21 protein-coding genes are annotated in these 16731 nt (G+C 61.1%); 7 read left to right on the top strand and 14 right to left on the bottom strand.

The window, feature by feature from the left end; genetic code table 11:
* The first annotated feature begins 35 nt into the window (after positions 1–35).
* Complete coding sequence (locus J1N02_RS27205; protein ID WP_421148038.1) at positions 36–923, top strand: helix-turn-helix domain-containing protein; 888 nt, start codon at positions 36–38, stop codon at positions 921–923.
* On the opposite strand, the gene J1N02_RS27200 is transcribed toward J1N02_RS27205, so the two are convergent.
* The 3 genes from J1N02_RS27200 to J1N02_RS27190 all read right to left on the bottom strand — a co-directional run bounded on the left by J1N02_RS27200 (position 865) and on the right by J1N02_RS27190 (position 3268).
* The gene (locus J1N02_RS27200) at positions 865–1452 is read right to left on the bottom strand and encodes a LysE family translocator (protein WP_027606505.1); all 588 of its coding nucleotides are present in this window, start codon (positions 1450–1452) and stop codon (positions 865–867) included. The two genes, J1N02_RS27205 and J1N02_RS27200, sit on opposite strands and share 59 nt — an antisense overlap.
* Before the next feature lie 186 nt (positions 1453–1638).
* Entirely contained in the window at positions 1639–2268 is a 630-nt protein-coding gene (locus tag J1N02_RS27195; RefSeq protein ID WP_421148037.1) for a ribonuclease T2 family protein, read from the bottom strand.
* Positions 2269–2287: 19 nt separating this feature from the next.
* A complete protein-coding gene (locus J1N02_RS27190; RefSeq protein ID WP_421148036.1) occupies positions 2288–3268 on the bottom strand; it encodes a Gfo/Idh/MocA family protein in 981 nt (326 codons plus the stop codon).
* A 127-nt stretch (positions 3269–3395) separates the two neighbouring features.
* Here J1N02_RS27190 and J1N02_RS27185 point away from each other — a divergent pair, with 127 nt between their 5' ends.
* Complete coding sequence (locus J1N02_RS27185) at positions 3396–3758, top strand: NUDIX hydrolase (protein WP_027606508.1); 363 nt, start codon at positions 3396–3398, stop codon at positions 3756–3758.
* A 186-nt stretch (positions 3759–3944) separates the two neighbouring features.
* Here the strand turns inward: J1N02_RS27185 and J1N02_RS27180 are convergent, their stop codons facing one another.
* From J1N02_RS27180 to J1N02_RS27160, 5 genes are all read right to left on the bottom strand, one after another.
* Entirely contained in the window at positions 3945–4121 is a 177-nt protein-coding gene (locus J1N02_RS27180; RefSeq protein ID WP_155954379.1) for a hypothetical protein, read from the bottom strand.
* A gap of 94 nt (positions 4122–4215) precedes the next feature.
* Positions 4216–4701, bottom strand: a complete 486-nt coding sequence (locus tag J1N02_RS27175) for a periplasmic heavy metal sensor (RefSeq protein ID WP_421148035.1) — start codon at positions 4699–4701, stop codon at positions 4216–4218.
* Positions 4698–5123 carry a hypothetical protein gene (locus J1N02_RS27170; RefSeq protein ID WP_065941190.1) on the bottom strand — a complete coding sequence of 142 codons (426 nt, stop codon included), beginning with the start codon at positions 5121–5123 and terminating at the stop codon, positions 4698–4700. Before J1N02_RS27170 ends, J1N02_RS27175 begins: the two co-directional genes overlap by 4 nt.
* The gene (locus J1N02_RS27165; protein ID WP_027606511.1) at positions 5120–5698 is read right to left on the bottom strand and encodes an RNA polymerase sigma factor; all 579 of its coding nucleotides are present in this window, start codon (positions 5696–5698) and stop codon (positions 5120–5122) included. Before J1N02_RS27165 ends, J1N02_RS27170 begins: the two co-directional genes overlap by 4 nt.
* Before the next feature lie 31 nt (positions 5699–5729).
* Positions 5730–6041 carry a YXWGXW repeat-containing protein gene (locus J1N02_RS27160; RefSeq protein WP_098479725.1) on the bottom strand — a complete coding sequence of 104 codons (312 nt, stop codon included), beginning with the start codon at positions 6039–6041 and terminating at the stop codon, positions 5730–5732.
* A 222-nt stretch (positions 6042–6263) separates the two neighbouring features.
* Between J1N02_RS27160 and J1N02_RS27155 the strand changes: the two genes are divergently transcribed.
* Together J1N02_RS27155 and J1N02_RS27150 are read left to right on the top strand one after the other, a co-directional pair.
* Positions 6264–6404: a hypothetical protein gene (locus tag J1N02_RS27155; RefSeq protein WP_166655323.1), complete on the top strand. Its 141-nt coding sequence runs from the start codon at positions 6264–6266 to the stop codon at positions 6402–6404.
* Between the two features lie 116 nt (positions 6405–6520).
* Positions 6521–7477: a GGDEF domain-containing protein gene (locus J1N02_RS27150; protein WP_421148034.1), complete on the top strand. Its 957-nt coding sequence runs from the start codon at positions 6521–6523 to the stop codon at positions 7475–7477.
* Between the two features lie 254 nt (positions 7478–7731).
* Here J1N02_RS27150 and J1N02_RS27145 read toward each other — a convergent pair whose 3' ends face one another.
* The 4 genes from J1N02_RS27145 to J1N02_RS27130 all read right to left on the bottom strand — a co-directional run bounded on the left by J1N02_RS27145 (position 7732) and on the right by J1N02_RS27130 (position 11647).
* Positions 7732–7992 carry a hypothetical protein gene (locus J1N02_RS27145; protein ID WP_421148033.1) on the bottom strand — a complete coding sequence of 87 codons (261 nt, stop codon included), beginning with the start codon at positions 7990–7992 and terminating at the stop codon, positions 7732–7734.
* A 178-nt stretch (positions 7993–8170) separates the two neighbouring features.
* Positions 8171–8500: a hypothetical protein gene (locus J1N02_RS27140; RefSeq protein WP_027606515.1), complete on the bottom strand. Its 330-nt coding sequence runs from the start codon at positions 8498–8500 to the stop codon at positions 8171–8173.
* A 91-nt stretch (positions 8501–8591) separates the two neighbouring features.
* Positions 8592–11093, bottom strand: coding sequence for a TonB-dependent siderophore receptor (locus tag J1N02_RS27135; RefSeq protein ID WP_421148032.1), 2502 nt, complete (start codon positions 11091–11093; stop codon positions 8592–8594).
* A 116-nt stretch (positions 11094–11209) separates the two neighbouring features.
* Complete coding sequence (locus J1N02_RS27130) at positions 11210–11647, bottom strand: DUF3995 domain-containing protein (RefSeq protein ID WP_281111588.1); 438 nt, start codon at positions 11645–11647, stop codon at positions 11210–11212.
* A gap of 93 nt (positions 11648–11740) precedes the next feature.
* Between J1N02_RS27130 and J1N02_RS27125 the strand changes: the two genes are divergently transcribed.
* Positions 11741–12130: a DUF2946 domain-containing protein gene (locus J1N02_RS27125; RefSeq protein WP_027606518.1), complete on the top strand. Its 390-nt coding sequence runs from the start codon at positions 11741–11743 to the stop codon at positions 12128–12130.
* Positions 12131–12225: 95 nt separating this feature from the next.
* Positions 12226–14352, top strand: coding sequence for a TonB-dependent receptor (locus tag J1N02_RS27120; RefSeq protein WP_421148031.1), 2127 nt, complete (start codon positions 12226–12228; stop codon positions 14350–14352).
* A gap of 82 nt (positions 14353–14434) precedes the next feature.
* On the opposite strand, the gene J1N02_RS27115 is transcribed toward J1N02_RS27120, so the two are convergent.
* Positions 14435–15451, bottom strand: coding sequence for an ABC transporter substrate-binding protein (locus J1N02_RS27115; RefSeq protein ID WP_421148030.1), 1017 nt, complete (start codon positions 15449–15451; stop codon positions 14435–14437).
* A gap of 133 nt (positions 15452–15584) precedes the next feature.
* Positions 15585–16034, bottom strand: coding sequence for a hypothetical protein (locus tag J1N02_RS27110; RefSeq protein WP_051429370.1), 450 nt, complete (start codon positions 16032–16034; stop codon positions 15585–15587).
* Between the two features lie 415 nt (positions 16035–16449).
* Here J1N02_RS27110 and J1N02_RS27105 point away from each other — a divergent pair, with 415 nt between their 5' ends.
* Positions 16450–16716 (top strand): hypothetical protein, encoded by a 267-nt coding sequence (locus J1N02_RS27105; RefSeq protein WP_081744443.1) that lies wholly within the window; start codon positions 16450–16452, stop codon positions 16714–16716.
* The last annotated feature ends 15 nt before the right edge of the window (positions 16717–16731 follow it).

The following is a 16731-nucleotide window of genomic DNA, read 5'->3' as shown; positions in this document are numbered from 1 at the left end:
CCGTTTCTGATCTTGACTGCCCTGGAGTCGCGCCCATGACACCGCCCGCCCCTTTCCCCGCCGCACCGCGCTTCTGGCGCGACGAGCGCCTGCCGTTCATCGAAGCGCGCACCATCGCCGACGGGCGCAAGGTCACTTACACCCGTCACGCCCATGAGCATTTCTCCATCGGCGCGATCACCACCGGGCGCAGCTATTACCATTACGGCGCCGATACATTCCAGATCAGCGCCGGCACCGTGGTGTTGATGAACCCCGGCGATGTGCATGCCTGCAACCCTATCCACGACCAGCCCTGGTCCTATCACATGCTCTACCTCGATACGCCCTGGCTGACCGAATTACAGTACCAACTGGGCTTCAGCACCGACCAGGGTTATCGCGCTTTCAATACGCCGTATACCCGTGACCCGCTGTTGTACGGCGGCTTGCTGGCGTTGTACCGGATGCTGGTGAACGAGCAGGCCGAATTGCTGCAAAAGCAGAGCGCACTGGTGAGCTACTTCACTGAAGTCCAGCAGCGCCTGAACCCTTCACCCACACCGGTGCGCGAGGTCAACCACAAGCTGGAGCGAGCCGCCGAGTACATCCGTGCGCACTGCACCGAGGCGTTGAAACTCGAAGACATCTGCCTGGCGGCCGAACTGTCGCCGTCGTACCTGATCCGCGCCTTCAAGCAGTACTACGGGCTAACGCCCCACGCGTTCCTGGTCAACCAGCGCATCCAGTTTGCCCGCACCCAGCTGCGCAAGGGCGAGTTGATCGCCGACGTGGCGCTCGCCGCGGGCTTTGCCGACCAGGCGCACTTCCAGCGCACCTTCAAGCAACATTTCGCCGCCACCCCGGGGCAATACCGCGAGGTGCTCAAGCCATCAGCAAATAACCCACACTGGCCACCAGCAACGCGGCCATCGAGCGGTTGAACAGGCGCACGCCGTGGGGATTGTCCAGGTAACGGCGTAGAAAGGTCCCGGCATAGGCCCAGCACGCCACCGACAGGTAGCAGATCACCAGGTAGAGACTGGCAAACAGCCAGACTTGCCGCCCGTCGCCGTCGGCCACAAACAGGCCCATACCCGCCACACAGGCCAGCCAGGCCTTGGGGTTGAGCCATTGCATGATCGCGCCGTAGAGCATGGATGGCGCTGTCGCGCTGCCCTCTGCGTCGAGCTGGCCGTCATCCACCGCCAGTTTCCAGGCCATGTACAGCAGGAACGCCACCCCGCCCCACTGGATCAACTGGGTCAGGATGGGCCAGCGCACCAGCACCTCGTGCAGCCCCAGGCCGATCAGCACCAACAGCAAGGTAAAGCCAACGGCAGCGCCGAACACATGCTTCTGGCTGGCGACAAAACCGAAGCGCGCGCCTGAACTCAGGGCGACCACGTTGACCGGTCCCGGCGTGATGGACGTGGCCAGGGCGAAGGCGGCCATGGAAATGATCAAGCTCATTGCGGTTCCCTTTTTATGATGAGGCGTAAACAGGGTTCCACGGTATAAGGCCGGGTCAAATCGGTATTGAACAAAATCACCCTGGGGCGTGGACCACACAGTCTTCGACGCCACACACCCGCCCATCCTCAGCCAGGATCTGGACCTAGTGCAGTGGCTTGGGCAAAGGTGTGTGGATGCCGGCGTTCAACGCTGCGTGGGGATGCGAATTTCGCCATTCCGGCATTGGGTTTTCACACTGCGCGGGCAACCGGCGAAGGCTAGGTCCTTGGTCAGGCACACACGCACCTCCGACAGCACCTTGCCTTTGCAGATCACCGCCAGCCCATGGTTGCCCATGCGCGGGTTGCTTTCGCGAAACAGCGCCTCGATCTCGCGGGCCGGTAACGACGGCGGCGTGTTGAACGGTTGCAGTTGCGCAGGGATGGCAACCACGCCCAGCGCCGCATCGGTTTTCTCCAGGTATGCCAAGGGATCCAGCCCGCTGCAGGTGCCGTGCTTGGCCCATTCGTGGGTGAGCAGCGAGCGCGTCGGGAACAGCGCCGCGCCTTTGTCCATCTCTTCGCGGCTCAAGCGCGATTGCGGCGCGCAGGTCGCCGGCCACCCTCCCCGCGCGTATTGCGGCCACAAGCCGTGCAGCACAAAGCCGTAGCCCTTGCCCGAACACTGCTCGTTGTCCGGGTGCGTCAGGCAGAAGGTCGGCGACCATGACAGCGACAACACATAAAAATCAAATTCCCCAGGCGTCCCTTGGCTACGCGGGGCCGCCATCGCCGTTGTGGCAAGTGCCAGCCACAGGATCATCCAGTATTTCATTGAGCTATTCCTTGGAAAATCATCCCGGCAGATTGGGATTTCGTTGCAGGACCTTGTCCAGGATCCGATCGGTCTTCAACGCCTCGATGGCCAGCGACGGATGCTCGGCTTCGCCGCGAATATGCGCGTTCATGGCCACTACGTGGTGCCATTGGATATGCGGGTGGCATGGCACTTCCAGCACCTCGTTGGTCTCGCCCTCCAGGTGCAGCGGCTGGTCTTCGAAGACCGAGAACTGGATGCGCCCACGGCTGCCGATCAACTCGACCCGGTCCTCACGGCGGTCGGCGACGAAGTTCCAGCAGCCCATGCCCAGCGCGCCCGAACTGAAGGTCCAGCAGGCCGTCACGGCGTCCTCGGCGGCATAGTGCCCGGCCTGTCGTGCCATAAAGCCCGCGACCTCGACAATATCCCCGGCCAGGTACTGGAACAGGTCGAAACCGTGGCTGGCCAGATCGGCAAAGTAGCCACCACCGGCAATGCTCGGGTCGGTGCGCCAGTTGGCGGCGCTGGCGTCCTCGGCGGCCGGCGGTTTGCACAGGGTCCAGGTCAGCTGGCGTAACGTGCCGATGCGCCCGTCCTGCAGCCACGCGCGCACTTGCTGGAAGCGTGGCAGCGAGCGCCGGTAGTAGGAAACAAACAGGTGCAGCCCGGCGCGCTCGAAAGTGCGCTGCATCAGCGCGCTCTGTTCGGCGTTCAGCGCCATCGGCTTCTCGACGCAGCAATGCTTGCCGGCCGCCGCCACCATCAGGCTGTATTCCAGATGGCTGTCGGGCGGCGTGGCGATGTACACCGCGTCCACTTCGGGGTCGTTGATCAGTGCCTGGGCGTCGGTGTAGTAACGGGCAATCCCATGGCGCGATGCATAATCGCGCACCGCCTCCTCGCGCCGCCCCATCACGGCCACCAGCGCCGAACCTGGCGCTTTGTAGAAAGCGGGTCCACTCTTCAATTCAGTGACACTGCCACACCCGATCATGCCCCAACGTACGCTGCTCATCTGTTTTCCTCGTCCGTTTTCATCAATCGGGCAGTATCCACATCCCCACCGCGGCGCGCCATAACCACTTAGCATGACAATTGCATTACACTTTTATGACACTCATCCCGCTGCGGGGGCACAGACGATGAAAATACGCGCAACGGTCATTTGCGAACACGAGGGGCATATCCTCTTCGTGCGCAAGGCCAGGTCAAAATGGGCCTTGCCGGGCGGCAAGGTGGAACGGGACGAGCGCCCGGTCGGTGCGGCCGAACGGGAGCTGGAAGAAGAAACCGGATTGAACGTGGACGGGCTGCTGTACTTGCAGGAGCTGAAGGCCCGCGACACCGTGCACCATGTATTTGAAGCCTCGGTGGTGAATATCGCGGATGCGCGGCCGCTGAACGAGATCGTCGACTGCCAGTGGCACGCCTATGGCGCCGTGGACCAACTGGACACCACCGACGCCACGCGGCACATCGTCAAAGCCTTTCTCCGGCGTCTGTAATACAGCGCCCAACCTGCTATCCAGCCCCCTTCGTTAGACCAGGCCATTTGCTCTCTGCCGTTCGACAAAGGATCTGTCGAGCGGCAGCCGCTGTGTATGTCAAAGGCACCCACATGGCCTGGTGAAGGGCGGCAGGCGGAGGTATCAGTGGCGAGGGCGCTTCCCCTCACCGCTGGGGGCTAAGACTCAAAAACCGATCTGGGACGGGCCATTTCCTGCCACCGGTTCTTCTCCCGGGCGTTTCACCCGCGTTTGCTCTGCCATGTCCTCCGGTTGTACGCCGCCGAAATTGGTGATCGCATCCAAAGAGTTGGGTTGAGCAGCAGTCTGCGCGGGACCTACGATGTTAGAGCTATCGATCATCGTTCTTTACCTTCTTGCTCTACCCAACGGAATGTCGGGTTTCTCTGAGCTCTACCTTCGTGGCACTTTGAGATTTCCAGTTCCATCAGCCTGCTCACGACCGAGGTTCTTTGCCTGCCAACTTTGCTTGGGCCTTTGCCTGCCCGCGCCTGTACAAGGCCTCCACCAGCTGCTGCCGTTCATCCTGGGGCAAGGTATTGGCGAACTGCGCCAGGGTACCGTCCACCAACGCCCGCAGCGCCATATCGGCCTCCCGTGCCTTGGCCAGTTCCGCTAGCAACGCCTCACGATCCAGGCTCGGCGCTTCCAATTGCTTGATCACCCCCAGCCGCGCCTCACGCCCGGCCATGATCAGCGGCTGGCTGTCGTAACGATTGCGGCGCAGCAGTTGGCGCAGTTCCCTGCGCCGCTCCGGCGGCAACTTGACCATCGCCTGGCGCAGGCCATGCTGGTTGACCACCGCTTCGGCGGGCCGGGCGTTGGCCATCCAATGGTAGAGACCGCCGCCCACCCCACCGATCAAAAATACGTTGAGCAGGATCGAGACAAACAACCACGGCTTCAGGGATCTGGCGGTCATTGTTCGGTTTCCTCGGCATTGACGCTGAAGACGACTTCCGCGTCGCCCTGATCAAAGACACTGGGCAGCACGTCGGAGGACAACATCGGCAGCGGCACGCTCATGGACGCCACCAGCATCCCGGTGACGATGCCGGCAATGCCCGCACCGACAAGGCCGGCGGGCGATAACCAGTTGGCATAGCGTGACCAGAATGAGCGTGGGGCGGATTGGCGTATCTGCCGGACCAACGCCGGGTCGGGGAAGGCCAGTTGATGGCTGTCCAACTGGCTGTCAAGCCAACGCGCCTGCTGCAAGGCTACACGGGCATGTACGTTGCCGTTGTCGAGCAACGCCTGGGCCGTTGCCCGTTCTGCCGCGGGCCAGCGACGCAGGTCCGCCCCATAGACGTCGGCCAGGTACACAAAGCGTTCGGGTGTCATGATTTTCCCCTTCCTGGGCGGGCAAGCCCGGGTGTATCGGCAAGTTGGCTGCGCAACTGGCGTCGGGCCCGCGACAGCAGGCTCTCCAGTGCCTCGACGCTGATATTCATCAGGGCCGCGGCGTCGATGTTCGACAGCTCCTGGTAGTACTGCAACACGATGGCTTCGCGCTGGCGTTCGGGCAAGGCCGCCAACGCGGCGGCCATGCGTGTACTGCGGTCCTGGGTCTCCAGCTGCTCTTCAGGCGATGGCGAGCTGTCTGCCACCTCCACCGCCGCCTCATCGCTCAGCGGGCGCTCCTTGCGTCGCCGCAAGCGGTCGTGGCACAGGTTCAGCGCGACCCGATGCAACCAGGTGTCGAAGCGCGCCTCGCCACTGCGCCAGTGGGCGGCCTGGCGCCAGATGCGCAGGAAACTTTCCTGGGCCACGTCCTTGGCCTCGTCGGCGTCCCCCAGGATCCGACTGGCGAGCGCCAGCAAACGCGGGAGCTTGCGCATCACCATCTCGTTGACGGCGGCAGGTTCGTTATTGCCGATACGCGCCAGCAGCTCAACGTCCGGATCAGTGTCTTTCAATCGGGCAGTTCTCAGGGCCAAGGGTCAGGGTTCAGCGGATCCAATGCCCTTCGCGCCAGTACCAGTTCGGGCCATGGGCTTCCCAATGGCCAGGCTCCCAGCGCCCATGACGCATCACGGGCTGCCAGTGGCCCGGCACCCAGCCGTAACCGCGCCCTTCCCAACGCCAGTGGCCAGGGTCCCAGGCATAGCCGGGGCGCTCGGCCGGGATCATTTCCACACGTTGAGGCGGCGGCGCCTGCTGGAGGATGATGTCGGTCTGGGCAAACGTCGGGGTGCTGACAAACGCGGCGAAAGCCAGCGGAACAAGCACGGTTAAACGCAATGTGGCCAGGGCTCTCATGGCAACTCCTCCATGCAACCCGCGAAAGTGCAGGTTGCTGATGGGTTGAACGGCGCGTGCACAAAAATCCGTCGCGGGCTGCGCAGATTTTTTCAGCAGGATGCGAGACCAGTATTGCTCAGGGGTTGGCGGGGCTTGATGAAATGTCTGAAAGGATTGCGACGGATTTTCGCCGGTCGCCGCGTTGAAGGATTAACCCCGGCCAACCCAAGAGGAAACACCATGTACCGTCGACTTACCCTGCTGGTTGCCGCTGTGCTGATCGTCAGCCTCAGCGGCTGCGTGATCGTGCCGGAACACCGTCATTGCTGCTGGCGTTACTACGGCGCAGTGGATGCGCCCAGCCATGCTGTTATTGGCTAGCTGGCCGCCGCCATGCCCGTCACACGACCTCTCGTCTGCTGCCTCGGCAAGCGCTTGACTCCCAGCGTCGATCACACGACGCTCTGGGCACTTAGCCATCATTCGAGCCGTCCACCATGAGCATTGCTCCTCCGAGCCAGCCCGACAGCGACGTATACCGGACACTGCTGGAGTCGACCAAGGCCATCCCGTGGCGTATCGACTGGCAGAGCATGACCTTCAGCTATATCGGCCCGCAGATCGAAACGCTGCTGGGCTGGACCCCGCAAAGCTGGGTCAGCGTCGACGACTGGGTCTCGCGCATGCACCCCGATGACCGCGAATACGTGGTGAATTTCTGCGTGTCGCAATCCCGTGCCGGGGTGGACCATGAAGCGGATTACCGGGCACTGACGGTGAACGGCGACTATGTATGGATCCGCGACGTGGTGCATGTGGTGCGCAAGGACGGTGAAGTCGAGGCGCTGATCGGCTTTATGTTCGATATCAGCGAACGCAAAAAAACCGAAGAACACCTGGTGCGCCTGCAAAAGCAACTCGAGGAATATTCTTACCAGGATGGCCTGACCGGCATCGCCAACCGGCGCATGTTCGACACCGTGCTCGAGCGCGAATGGGCCAGCGCCCAGCGCAGCCAGTTGCCGCTGTCATTGATCATCCTGGATATCGATTTTTTCAAGCAGTACAACGACCACTATGGCCACATCAAGGGCGACGAATGCCTGCGCCAGGTCGCGCATACCCTGTCACTGGCCGCCAACCGGCCCCGGGACTTCATCGCCCGTATTGGTGGTGAGGAGTTTGTGTGGTTGCTGCCGGAAACCGACGCAGCATCGGCAAGACAGGTGGCACAGCGCTGCCTGCACCTGATCTGCCAGCAACAGATTGAACATGACTTTTCAGCGGTGTCGAACCTGCTGACCCTGAGCCTGGGCGTAGGTACGCGCATCCTCAAACCCGACAGCCCGATGCTGGGCTTTGTCGAAGATGTCGACAAGTTGCTCTACCGGGCCAAACGCAATGGCCGAATGCGTGCGGAGTTTGCAGAAGGTGAGTTTGACGCCGGAGATTAAATCCCAGGCAAAAAAAATCCCAAGTAGCTGATGGAAACTTGGGATTTAAAAATGCATAAACCGTGGGAGGTGAACGCACGGCTATAGTAACCAGTGTAAAAAGCTGTAACAAGAAAATTTTATATCCTTTCGTCGGATTAAAAGCATTGTAAGTCCTTCAATAACCACATGTTTTTTAAGGTGGAGAGACATATAAATGCCACCTTTTGGTGCAACTACTGTCGATATTTCCACTTATAAAAAAGGGTTATTAGTTAAGGCGGCGTGACACTCTTCGACCCGCTCTCCCCCAATTGCTTGCAGGTATCGCGAAGTTCGAGACCCGCGGAGGTGGCCACACTGGCGACCCGCTCAACCTGCCGGCAAAGTGCCAAACGCTCGGCCGCTTCTTCGCGCTGGCGATCCGCCTTGGCGTTGAGTTGCATGAAATAGCCCCCGAGCAACATCGCGGCACACAGCACGCCAAGCGCAAAATAGCGCAGGCTGTTGGCTGAAGGGGGGGTTGCCGGGGTCACGGGCTTACCCTGCCCGGCTCTGTTTTGACAGCAAACCTGGAGCGCCTCGGGCAGCCCCGTCCCGGGACCGGCATCGCGGCGCGAATAAGCGTGTGCATACCTGTCTCCTCTACCAAGGGAGCAATTGTATGCAAATAGAAACATCGGTTTGTCGTGGTTTTGTAAAGCCTGCACTCGATTACTTGCGTGCCACTTTGTAACGCACGCAATCCTGGTAGAAACTCTGGCGAATCGCTTCGGGCTTGAGCCGTGAACGACTGTCATAGGTCTGTTCGGTGATGCCCATGGCCATCATGCGCATCCAGGATTTACTGAACTTGATGGTCTGGATCTTCTGCCGTGCTGCGTACAGCGACACCCCCGACAGCTTGAGCTCCTGGGCCCTGGCGGCGGTGCCGGCGCCCCAACTGCACATGTACCTGTCACCCTCGCGCAGCTCCCGTGCCTGCACGGCAGCCGCGCCGCCGGCCAGGGAGCAGGCGATCAGCATGATTCCAACAGTGCGCATTTGCTTCCTCACCTAACCACCTGAAAATAAAAGCGATTCTGGCGAGAATTTTGTTACAAAGGGGCCATTAAATTGCCTTATCGGCGTGCCATCACCATTGGTAGGTCGCACTCGCCTGCACCGTGCGCTGCGAGCCATACCAGCACCACGAGTAGGAATAGCACGACGCGACGTACTCTTTGTTCGCCAGGTTGGTGGCGTTCAGGGCCAGGCGCAGGTTGTCCTTGAGGTTGGCGATGTTCGGAATGTCGTAGTGCACCGCCGCATCGAACAGGGTGTATCCCGGCACCTTCAGGGTGTTGGCGGTATCGCCCCAGGACGAACCGACATACCGCGCACCCGCGCCTGCGCCGAAGCCCTTGAGGTTGCCATCATGGAAGGTGTAGTCAGCCCACGCCGACGCCGTGTGGCGCGGTACCGCATAGGTGGTGGTACCCTCGGCGTTGATGGCCGGGCCTACGCCGATATCGCTGATGGGAGCGTAACGCACGGTGTTATTGGACTTGCTGATGCGGTTATCCAGGTAGGCATAGGCCGCCGTGATGTCCAGGTTGTCATTAAGGCTGGCCTTGCCTTCCAGTTCAAAACCACGGGATTGCACTTCGCCGTCCTGGCTCTGGCAGCGACCGCTGCCGCACAGGTGGGTGGGGTCCGGGTCGGTGGTGAGGACGTTGGTCTGGCGCAGGTCGAAGATCGCCGCCGTGATAAAGCTGTTGCTGCCCGGCGGCTGGTACTTGATGCCGATTTCATACTGCTTGCCTTCGGTCGGCTTGAACACCGAACCGCCGTAACCGGTGCCCGACTGCGGGTTGAACGACTCCGCATAGCTGGCATAGGGCGCCAGGCCGTTATCGAAGAGATAGACCAGGCCAATACGCCCGGTAAAGGCCTTGCTGTCCAGGGAGGACTGGCTCTTGGCCCCGGTGCGCAAGGTCTTGGTGGTGCTGTCGGTGCTGGCCCAGTCATAACGACCGCCGAGCAACAGCACCCATTTGTCCCACTTCATCTGCTCTTGCAGATAGACCCCGGTCTGTTCGCTGCGTGACGTACCGTCGGTGGTGTACGCCGGTACCGGCACGGCCGCGCCATACACCGGGTTGAAAATATCCAGGGTCGGCCCGGCGGTATACGTCCCTGAGCCGGACAAGGTATCGGTGCTGGTGTTCTGGTAGTCGAGCCCCATCAGCAGGGTGTGTTGCAATGGGCCCGTGTCGAATCTGGCCTGCACCTGGTTATCGAGGGTGTAGGCATCCATGTCGACGTCACTGGCAATGGTGGAGCGTCGAATGGTGCGGTAATCCGCCATCAGGTAGTTGCTGTAGAGGCTGCGATAACGTCCTTCGCTGCGCAGGTAACGCGCGTTCTGGCGCACCGTCCAGACATCGTTGAGGTGATGCTCGAAGGCCCAGCCGATGGAGTAGTACTCGCGATCGCTTTTCTCGAAGTTCTTTTCGCCGTCGTAGAAGTCCACGTCGATACTGCGCCCGGTAGGGCTGTGCAGTACCGAGCCCCAGGCCGGCACCGAACCGTAGGACGCGCCCTTGGGGTCCTTCTGGAAATGCCCGAGCAAGGTCAGCGAGGTGTCTTCGTCCGGTCGCCAGGTGAACGCGCTGGACAACGATTGGCGACGGGTTTCGGTGTGGTCGACCTGGCCATCGGCATCGTCGAACAGCCCCGCCACGCGGTAGGAATACACGCCTTGATCGTCAATCGGCCCGCTCAAATCGAAGGTGGTGCGCTTTTTGTTAAAGGTGCCGTATTCGACGCCCACTTCATGGAACGGCGTATCCAGCGGGCGCTTGCTGACCATATTGATCACCCCGCTCGGCGTGCCCTGCCCGTACAGCACCGACGCCGGACCGCGCAGCACTTCGACACGCTCCAGGTCGAAGGCATCCTTTTGCGGCAAGGCATCACGGCTCGACGGCATGCGCAGGCCGTCGAGGTAAGTGGCCGGGGCAAACCCACGGATGGTCAATTGGTCGAGACGCGAAGCCGTGGCACCGCGGGTTTCCGGGATGACCGCGGCGCTGTAGCGCAGGATCTGGTTGAGGCTCTCGGCGTTCTGCGCACGCATCTGGTCTTTGGTGACGATGGAGATCGACTGCGGGGTTTCGATCAGCGCGGTATCGGTCTTGGTGCCCGACAAACTGCGCGTAGCCACATAACCGGACACCGGCCCGGTAGGGCTTTCGGCCTGGTACGCGCCGCTGATGGTGGTGGCCTGCAGCTCCATGGCACCGCCGTTATCCGGGATGGCTTCCAGGCGGTAGCGGTCGGCAGAGAGCTTCAGCGCCTGCAGGCCGCTGCCGGCGAGCAACTGGGCCAGCGCCACGTCGGTGGCGTACTGCCCGCTCAAGCCGTTGCTGCGTTTGCCGCGTGCCAGGCTCGCATCAAACGCCAATACCAGGCCCGCCTGCTCGGCCAGGCTGTTGAGCGCCTGGCTCAAGTCACCGGCCGGAATCTGGAAGCTGCGTACAGCGCTGCGGCTTTCTTCGGCGAAGGCGGATTGGACGTTCAGCAACGGCACGGCGGCGAAAGCCAACGCCACTGACAGGGCCAGTGGGTGCAAGGGGCGAGCAAGGCGCGACATGGGAAATCCTGGGTAATAGAGGTTCTATTAACCATGACGGCCAGGTCGGGAAATCGGGCAAGGATGAGAGCAGTTTTTATTTGAGCGGCGTAGATCGGTGTGTTGTGTTTCCCTCATTAACCCCACGCCACTACCAACAACCCCACCCCCAACGCCAGGCACAACGGCGAATAGAACCACGTATCCCACCGCGCAAACCGTGACCCGCCGACTTTCTTGAAAAAACCCACCAACTCCGAATCCCCAATCGCGCGGGCAAACATCAGCAGGGCAATCGCGCTGATTCCCCATTGCAGCGCCGCATGGGAGACCGCCGAAAAGTACAGCCCGGCCCGCAGGCACACCAGCAGCGCAATGCCGACCAAGCCCATCGCCACCAGAAAGGTACCCAGCGCCGAGGGTTTGAATGCAGGGCGAGGCCCGCTGGCGAATTCGCCGGGCAGTTGGGGGATGGCGGCGAGGCTGCCGAGTTTGCCGCCGGCAGCCCAGTACAGGTGCACCATGCTGATGCAGGTAAAAATGCCGACGATCCAGCGTGCGATGACAAAGCTCATGGCGGGCGCTCCCAGAAAAGGTGCGAGACAGGATAGTCGCCCTGGGATTTTTTGCAGGCATTTCGTCGGCGGCTGATGGTAAAGTGCCGCCCCATGAAACTCGCCCGCGCCGACCGCTCGCTCATTGCCTGGATGCTCTATTGCTGCGTCCTGTTCAATGTGTTCGCCTGCAGTATCGGTCACGGGCAGATGGTGGGGATGCAGCTCAACGGCATCGGCGGGCAGTTCTGCACCGTCGACCCGCGTACCCAGGCGCCCAAGCCGTCCAACTCCAGCGATGAGAACCTGCCGACGCTGGCCAAGGCGTTTGGTTGCCCGCTGTGCTCAACCGGCGGCATGGGCCCGGCGCTCAGTTCGAGCCTGAATGTGGCGGTGTTGCCACAACCCCATGCGCCACCGCCGGCCGTCGTACTGGCCGCTGATATCCCTGCCCGCTTCACCTGGCCCACGGCTAACCCGCGCGCGCCGCCCGCCTTCGCCTGATCCCTTTGCTTTCCCATCTGCACTGACCACCGGTTCCACACGGAATGACGGACGGCCGTGCGTTGTTTTCAAGCCAAGTTTTTCAGGATTCAACCATGAAACATCTACCCCTGTTGGCGGGCCTGTTCGGCTGCCTGCCTGTCTGCGCCTGGGCCCTCGAACTGGCTCCGACCACCATTGATGGCGAATCAACTGCCGAACCCGGCCTCACCCTGGATCAATCCAGCGGCGTGGCGTCGCGGCTGGGACTGAGCGTGCGGGAAACCCCAGCGTCGGTTGCCATCGCCAATCGCAACGACATCGAACGCCATGGCGCCAAGACGTTCCGCGATGCCGCCAACACCCTGCCCGGCGTCAACGCCAGCGCGCCGCCGGGTTTTGGCGGGTTTGTCTCTTACCGTGGGTTTACCAGCAGCCAGATCACCCAGATGTTCAACGGTATCAATGTCGCCACCGGCCTGGCCCGCCCCGTGGATGCCTGGATCTATGACCGCGTGGAACTGGTGGGCGGCCCCTCCTCCCTGATCAACGGCGCCGGCTCCGTCGGCGGCTCGCTCAACTATGTGACGAAGCTGGCCACCCGTGAGGAGCAGGCCGCCGAAGGTCAGCTCACCTATGGCAGCTACGACACCACCGGCATGGCATTCGGCGTCAATCACGCGCTGACCGAGCCCGGCGCCGAAGTGCAGCATTACGCGCGCCTGGATGTGAGCCGCAACACCAACCACAGCTACATCGACCGCGACCAGCGTGAGGCCTGGAGCCTGGCGTTTTCCCTGCTCAGCGACCTCACCCCCGACCTGTCCCATACCCTGGCCCTGGAATACCAGGATGAACAGGAAGACAGCCCTTACTGGGGCACGCCGGTGCTCAACCCCAAGGCCGGCGAGCTGAAGATCGACAAACACAACCGTTTCAATAACTACAACGTCGCCGACGGCCGTTACGAGCAGCGCACGATCTGGGCGCGCTCGATCATCGACTACCGGGTCAACGACAGCACGACGCTGAAAAATACGCTCTACCACCTCGACAGCCAGCGCGATTACCGCAACCTCGAAACCTACCAATACAACGCCGGCAACAGCGCGGTAAACCGCTCGACCGCCTACCAGGTGCGCCACCAGGGCGAACAGCACGGCAACCAGTTCGAGCTGCGCCATGATGACCGTCTGTTCGGCCTGTCGACCACCTGGTCCGGTGGTTTTGAGTACAAGGTCAACAGCACCACCAACACGCCGTTGAATGTGCCGGGCAACAGCACCGTGGACCCGAACGGCGTCGCCCCCGGGTACTTCTACGACATCCCGCGTACCCGGGAGAACTTCGGCAAGGACAAGACCAATGAGGTCACCACCAAGGCGTTGTTCGTGGAAAACCGCCTGGGCCTTACCGATAAACTTTCGCTGCTGAGCGGCCTGCGTTACGACGCCATCGACCTGGATGTGACCAACCACCGCGCGATCACGGCCACCAACCCACGGCACTTCAAGCGCCATTGGGAACCGGTGACCGGTCGCGTCGGCCTGACTTACCAGTTCATCCCATCCGCCAATGTCTACCTGCAATACAGCACTGCCGCCGAACAACCGAGTACAACCACCCAGGTGTTCGATGTGTCGACCGGCAAACAATGGGAGGTGGGCAGCAAGTTCGACTACCTGGACGGCCGTGGCTCGGCCACCGTTGCTGTCTATAAGATCGAACGCAAGGACTTTGCCGTAACCGACCCGCAGGACCCGACCACGAGCATCCCGGTCGGCGCGCAGTCATCGAAGGGCATCGAGCTGGCCAGTTCATTGCGCATCACGCCCAGGCTGCTGGCGGAAGGCAACGTCGCCTGGGTGGATGCCGAATACGATGAGTTCAACGAGAAAATAGCCAGTGGCGCGGTGGTGTCGCGCAAGGGTAATACACCGACCAACGTGCCCAGGCGCGTCGGCAACCTGTGGTTGACCTATGACTTTGCCGAGGATTGGCAAGGCGGCGTGGATGCGCGCTACGTCGCCGAGGTGTATGCGGACAATGCCAACACCCAGACGGTACCGGCCTACACGCTGTTCGGGACGTTCCTGCGCTACCAGGTGGATTCACACACCTCGGTGACCGGCCGGGTGCGCAACCTGACCAATGAGGTGTATGCCGAGTTTGCCCATGTGTCCCCGGCGTATTACCTGGGGGCGCCACGGACATTCGAGCTGGCGGTGCAAACCAGATTCTGAAGCGACACTGCAAACAACATGTGGGAGGGGGCAAGCCCTCTCCCACATTATTTTTGATCTCCGCTCGGCAATAAGCGCGTGCTTACTTCAAGCTGGCTTCGACCTTCTGCGCCACATCCTCGGTCAACCAGGCCTTCCACACCTCCGGATGCTCCTTGAGGAATGCCTGGGCCACCTCCCGAGGCGCGGTGTGATTCTCGCTCATGGTCGCGAGGGCTTGGTTCAGCGGCCCAATCGGCAACTCGACCTTCTCGAAAAACCCGGCAATCTGCGGATGCTCCTTCTGGAACGGCGTGGACACGCCAATACTCAGCTTGGATGCCAACGACCGAGTGGGCTTCGGGTCGGGGTTATCCGCATCCGTCAGGGTCTTCCAGGCCTCGGCATCGAACGGTGGCTCCTCCAGCTGGATCAGCTTGTAGCGCCCCATCAACGGCGTCGGTGACCAGTAGTAGAACAACACCGGTTTGCCGCGACGGATGGACGAGGCAATTTCGGCATCCAGGGCAGCTCCCGAACCGCTGCGAAAGTTCACGTAGCTGTCATCCAGGCCATAGGCCTTGAGCTTCTGTTTGTTGACCACTTCCGAGGTCCAGCCGATGGGACTGTTGAGGAAGCGCCCCTTGCCGGGAGACTCCGGGTCCTTGAACACGTCCTTGTAGCGCGCAAGGTCTTTCACGTTCTTGAGGTCCGGTGCCAGGGGCTTGATACCTTTGGACGGATCACCCTTGACCACGTATTCAGGCACCCACCAACCTTCGGTGGCCCCCTTGACCGTATCCCCCAGGCCCACGACCTTACCCTCGGCCTCGGCCTTGACCCACACCGGGCTGCGGCCGGCCCACTCTTCACCGATGACCTGGATGTCGTTCTTGGCCAGGGCGGTTTCCAGGGTGATGGTGGTACCGGGCAAGGTGTCGGTGGGCAAGTCGTAGCCCTTCTCGACGATGACCCGCAGTATTTCGGTGATCAGGCTGCCGCTTTCCCAGTTCAGGTCGGCAAAGTGCACCGGCGCTGGCGCGGCCGAAACGGGCAGCGAAGCCACTGCTAGACCCAGGGTCGTCAGCGATGCAGCCAACAGCGTTCTCAATCCTTTCATGCCCTTGCACCTCGCGATGTCGCAGCAAACAACGAACGGCTTTGCTGTCTATGCGCGAAGCCTCTGAATAGTTAAGTCAACTCAACTGTAGTAGAGGTTCCGGGAGATAGGAGATGTTCGCAGTATTTACCGATTATTCACTGGCCTTGAACGTCACCAGCTCACCCTTGCGCCATTTGGCGGCCTTGCCGGTCACGGCCTTAAGGGTCTTGGTCAGGCCTTCCTGCAGTTGTTCATGGGCCGCAAACACCAGCATCACACTGTGGCCTTCTTTGAAGACGATGCCCTGGCCCTCGGGCGAGGACACAAAGGCATAGTCGCCCAAACCATACACCGTCAACTTGATGTCGCGGAACTTGAGTTCGAACTTGCCACCTTCGCGACTGGGCAATACCGCAGCACGGAAGTGGTCGCCCACCTTGAGCTCCAGACGGGGTTTGTCATCCACAACCATTGCCGCTTCGGTATCGATTTCGGCGATGTAGATGCCTTCCGGCGTCTGCTCGGTGATGTAAACAAAACGGGATTGAAACTGCTTGACCAACTTTGCGCGCAAATCACCCAGCACGAACAACGCGTGCATATCCAGATTACTGACTGCCAAGGAAACGCCCCCACATCGAAAAGAGCACTGTCCGCCGGAGCGGGCAGCACAAAGAAACGGCCATCTCGGCACGATCACACAACACATTCATGGAAAAACTGAAGAAGACCCCGTTGCTGCGCCCAAAGCCCCGGACAGGCATGCACGATGGGCCTTGCGCAGGGACATCAGGCATCGCAGGAGATCACAGGTTCAATAACCAGAGAATACCGGTCGACCCGCTTCAGAGAATAACACTATTAAAAACGCAGTTTCCGACAGCTCATACAAACAAAAACACCTCGGCGTGGAACCAGACGCCGACTGCCGACGACAATACTAAAACAGCAACACGGGTCAAAACCACCTGTAACGCCGCTGGTGGGTCAACAAGATCGATCGACAGGAGCTGACCATGCAACGACGCCAATACGACGCTATGTCTTCCCGCACTCGTTCATCATGTCAGGACGAACAGCAATACTACTGCTTACGCAGTCCCAACGGGTACCCCGATTCCGTTCTTTACCAAGTTGTACCCGCCGGAAGAAACTTCTTCCATATCCGCGAAGTCACCAGTGGCAGGATCAGAGGCTTTCGCAGCGACCACATCGAGGCCTGTGAACTGGCCAAGCGGCTGGAGGCCTCCCTGCACGGCGGAATCGTTTCGTCACCCGGATGACTTTACTGCGCCGCC

Origin of the sequence: Pseudomonas sp. NFX5, assembly GCF_049132125.1 — a bacterium.
GTDB classification, from domain to species: domain Bacteria; phylum Pseudomonadota; class Gammaproteobacteria; order Pseudomonadales; family Pseudomonadaceae; genus Aquipseudomonas; species Aquipseudomonas marginalis.
The sequence above is the reverse complement of the archived record's forward strand: the minus strand, read 5'-3'. Positions and strand labels throughout refer to the sequence as shown.

What these genes read in the sequence shown, in the direction of transcription:
- J1N02_RS27105 (WP_081744443.1), top strand. Translation starts at nt 16,450, where the DNA reads ATGCAACGACGCCAATACGACGCTATGTCTTCCCGCACTCGTTCATCA.
- J1N02_RS27160 (WP_098479725.1), bottom strand. Translation starts at nt 6,041, where the DNA reads ATGAGAGCCCTGGCCACATTGCGTTTAACCGTGCTTGTTCCGCTGGCT.
- J1N02_RS27180 (WP_155954379.1), bottom strand. Translation starts at nt 4,121, where the DNA reads ATGATCGATAGCTCTAACATCGTAGGTCCCGCGCAGACTGCTGCTCAA.
- J1N02_RS27140 (WP_027606515.1), bottom strand. Translation starts at nt 8,500, where the DNA reads ATGCGCACTGTTGGAATCATGCTGATCGCCTGCTCCCTGGCCGGCGGC.
- J1N02_RS27200 (WP_027606505.1), bottom strand. Translation starts at nt 1,452, where the DNA reads ATGAGCTTGATCATTTCCATGGCCGCCTTCGCCCTGGCCACGTCCATC.
- J1N02_RS27120 (WP_421148031.1), top strand. Translation starts at nt 12,226, where the DNA reads ATGAAACATCTACCCCTGTTGGCGGGCCTGTTCGGCTGCCTGCCTGTC.
- J1N02_RS27115 (WP_421148030.1), bottom strand. Translation starts at nt 15,451, where the DNA reads ATGAAAGGATTGAGAACGCTGTTGGCTGCATCGCTGACGACCCTGGGT.
- J1N02_RS27125 (WP_027606518.1), top strand. Translation starts at nt 11,741, where the DNA reads ATGAAACTCGCCCGCGCCGACCGCTCGCTCATTGCCTGGATGCTCTAT.
- J1N02_RS27205 (WP_421148038.1), top strand. Translation starts at nt 36, where the DNA reads ATGACACCGCCCGCCCCTTTCCCCGCCGCACCGCGCTTCTGGCGCGAC.
- J1N02_RS27155 (WP_166655323.1), top strand. Translation starts at nt 6,264, where the DNA reads ATGTACCGTCGACTTACCCTGCTGGTTGCCGCTGTGCTGATCGTCAGC.
- J1N02_RS27190 (WP_421148036.1), bottom strand. Translation starts at nt 3,268, where the DNA reads ATGAGCAGCGTACGTTGGGGCATGATCGGGTGTGGCAGTGTCACTGAA.
- J1N02_RS27170 (WP_065941190.1), bottom strand. Translation starts at nt 5,123, where the DNA reads ATGACACCCGAACGCTTTGTGTACCTGGCCGACGTCTATGGGGCGGAC.
- J1N02_RS27195 (WP_421148037.1), bottom strand. Translation starts at nt 2,268, where the DNA reads ATGAAATACTGGATGATCCTGTGGCTGGCACTTGCCACAACGGCGATG.
- J1N02_RS27185 (WP_027606508.1), top strand. Translation starts at nt 3,396, where the DNA reads ATGAAAATACGCGCAACGGTCATTTGCGAACACGAGGGGCATATCCTC.
- J1N02_RS27150 (WP_421148034.1), top strand. Translation starts at nt 6,521, where the DNA reads ATGAGCATTGCTCCTCCGAGCCAGCCCGACAGCGACGTATACCGGACA.
- J1N02_RS27175 (WP_421148035.1), bottom strand. Translation starts at nt 4,701, where the DNA reads ATGACCGCCAGATCCCTGAAGCCGTGGTTGTTTGTCTCGATCCTGCTC.
- J1N02_RS27110 (WP_051429370.1), bottom strand. Translation starts at nt 16,034, where the DNA reads ATGCACGCGTTGTTCGTGCTGGGTGATTTGCGCGCAAAGTTGGTCAAG.
- J1N02_RS27130 (WP_281111588.1), bottom strand. Translation starts at nt 11,647, where the DNA reads ATGAGCTTTGTCATCGCACGCTGGATCGTCGGCATTTTTACCTGCATC.
- J1N02_RS27135 (WP_421148032.1), bottom strand. Translation starts at nt 11,093, where the DNA reads ATGTCGCGCCTTGCTCGCCCCTTGCACCCACTGGCCCTGTCAGTGGCG.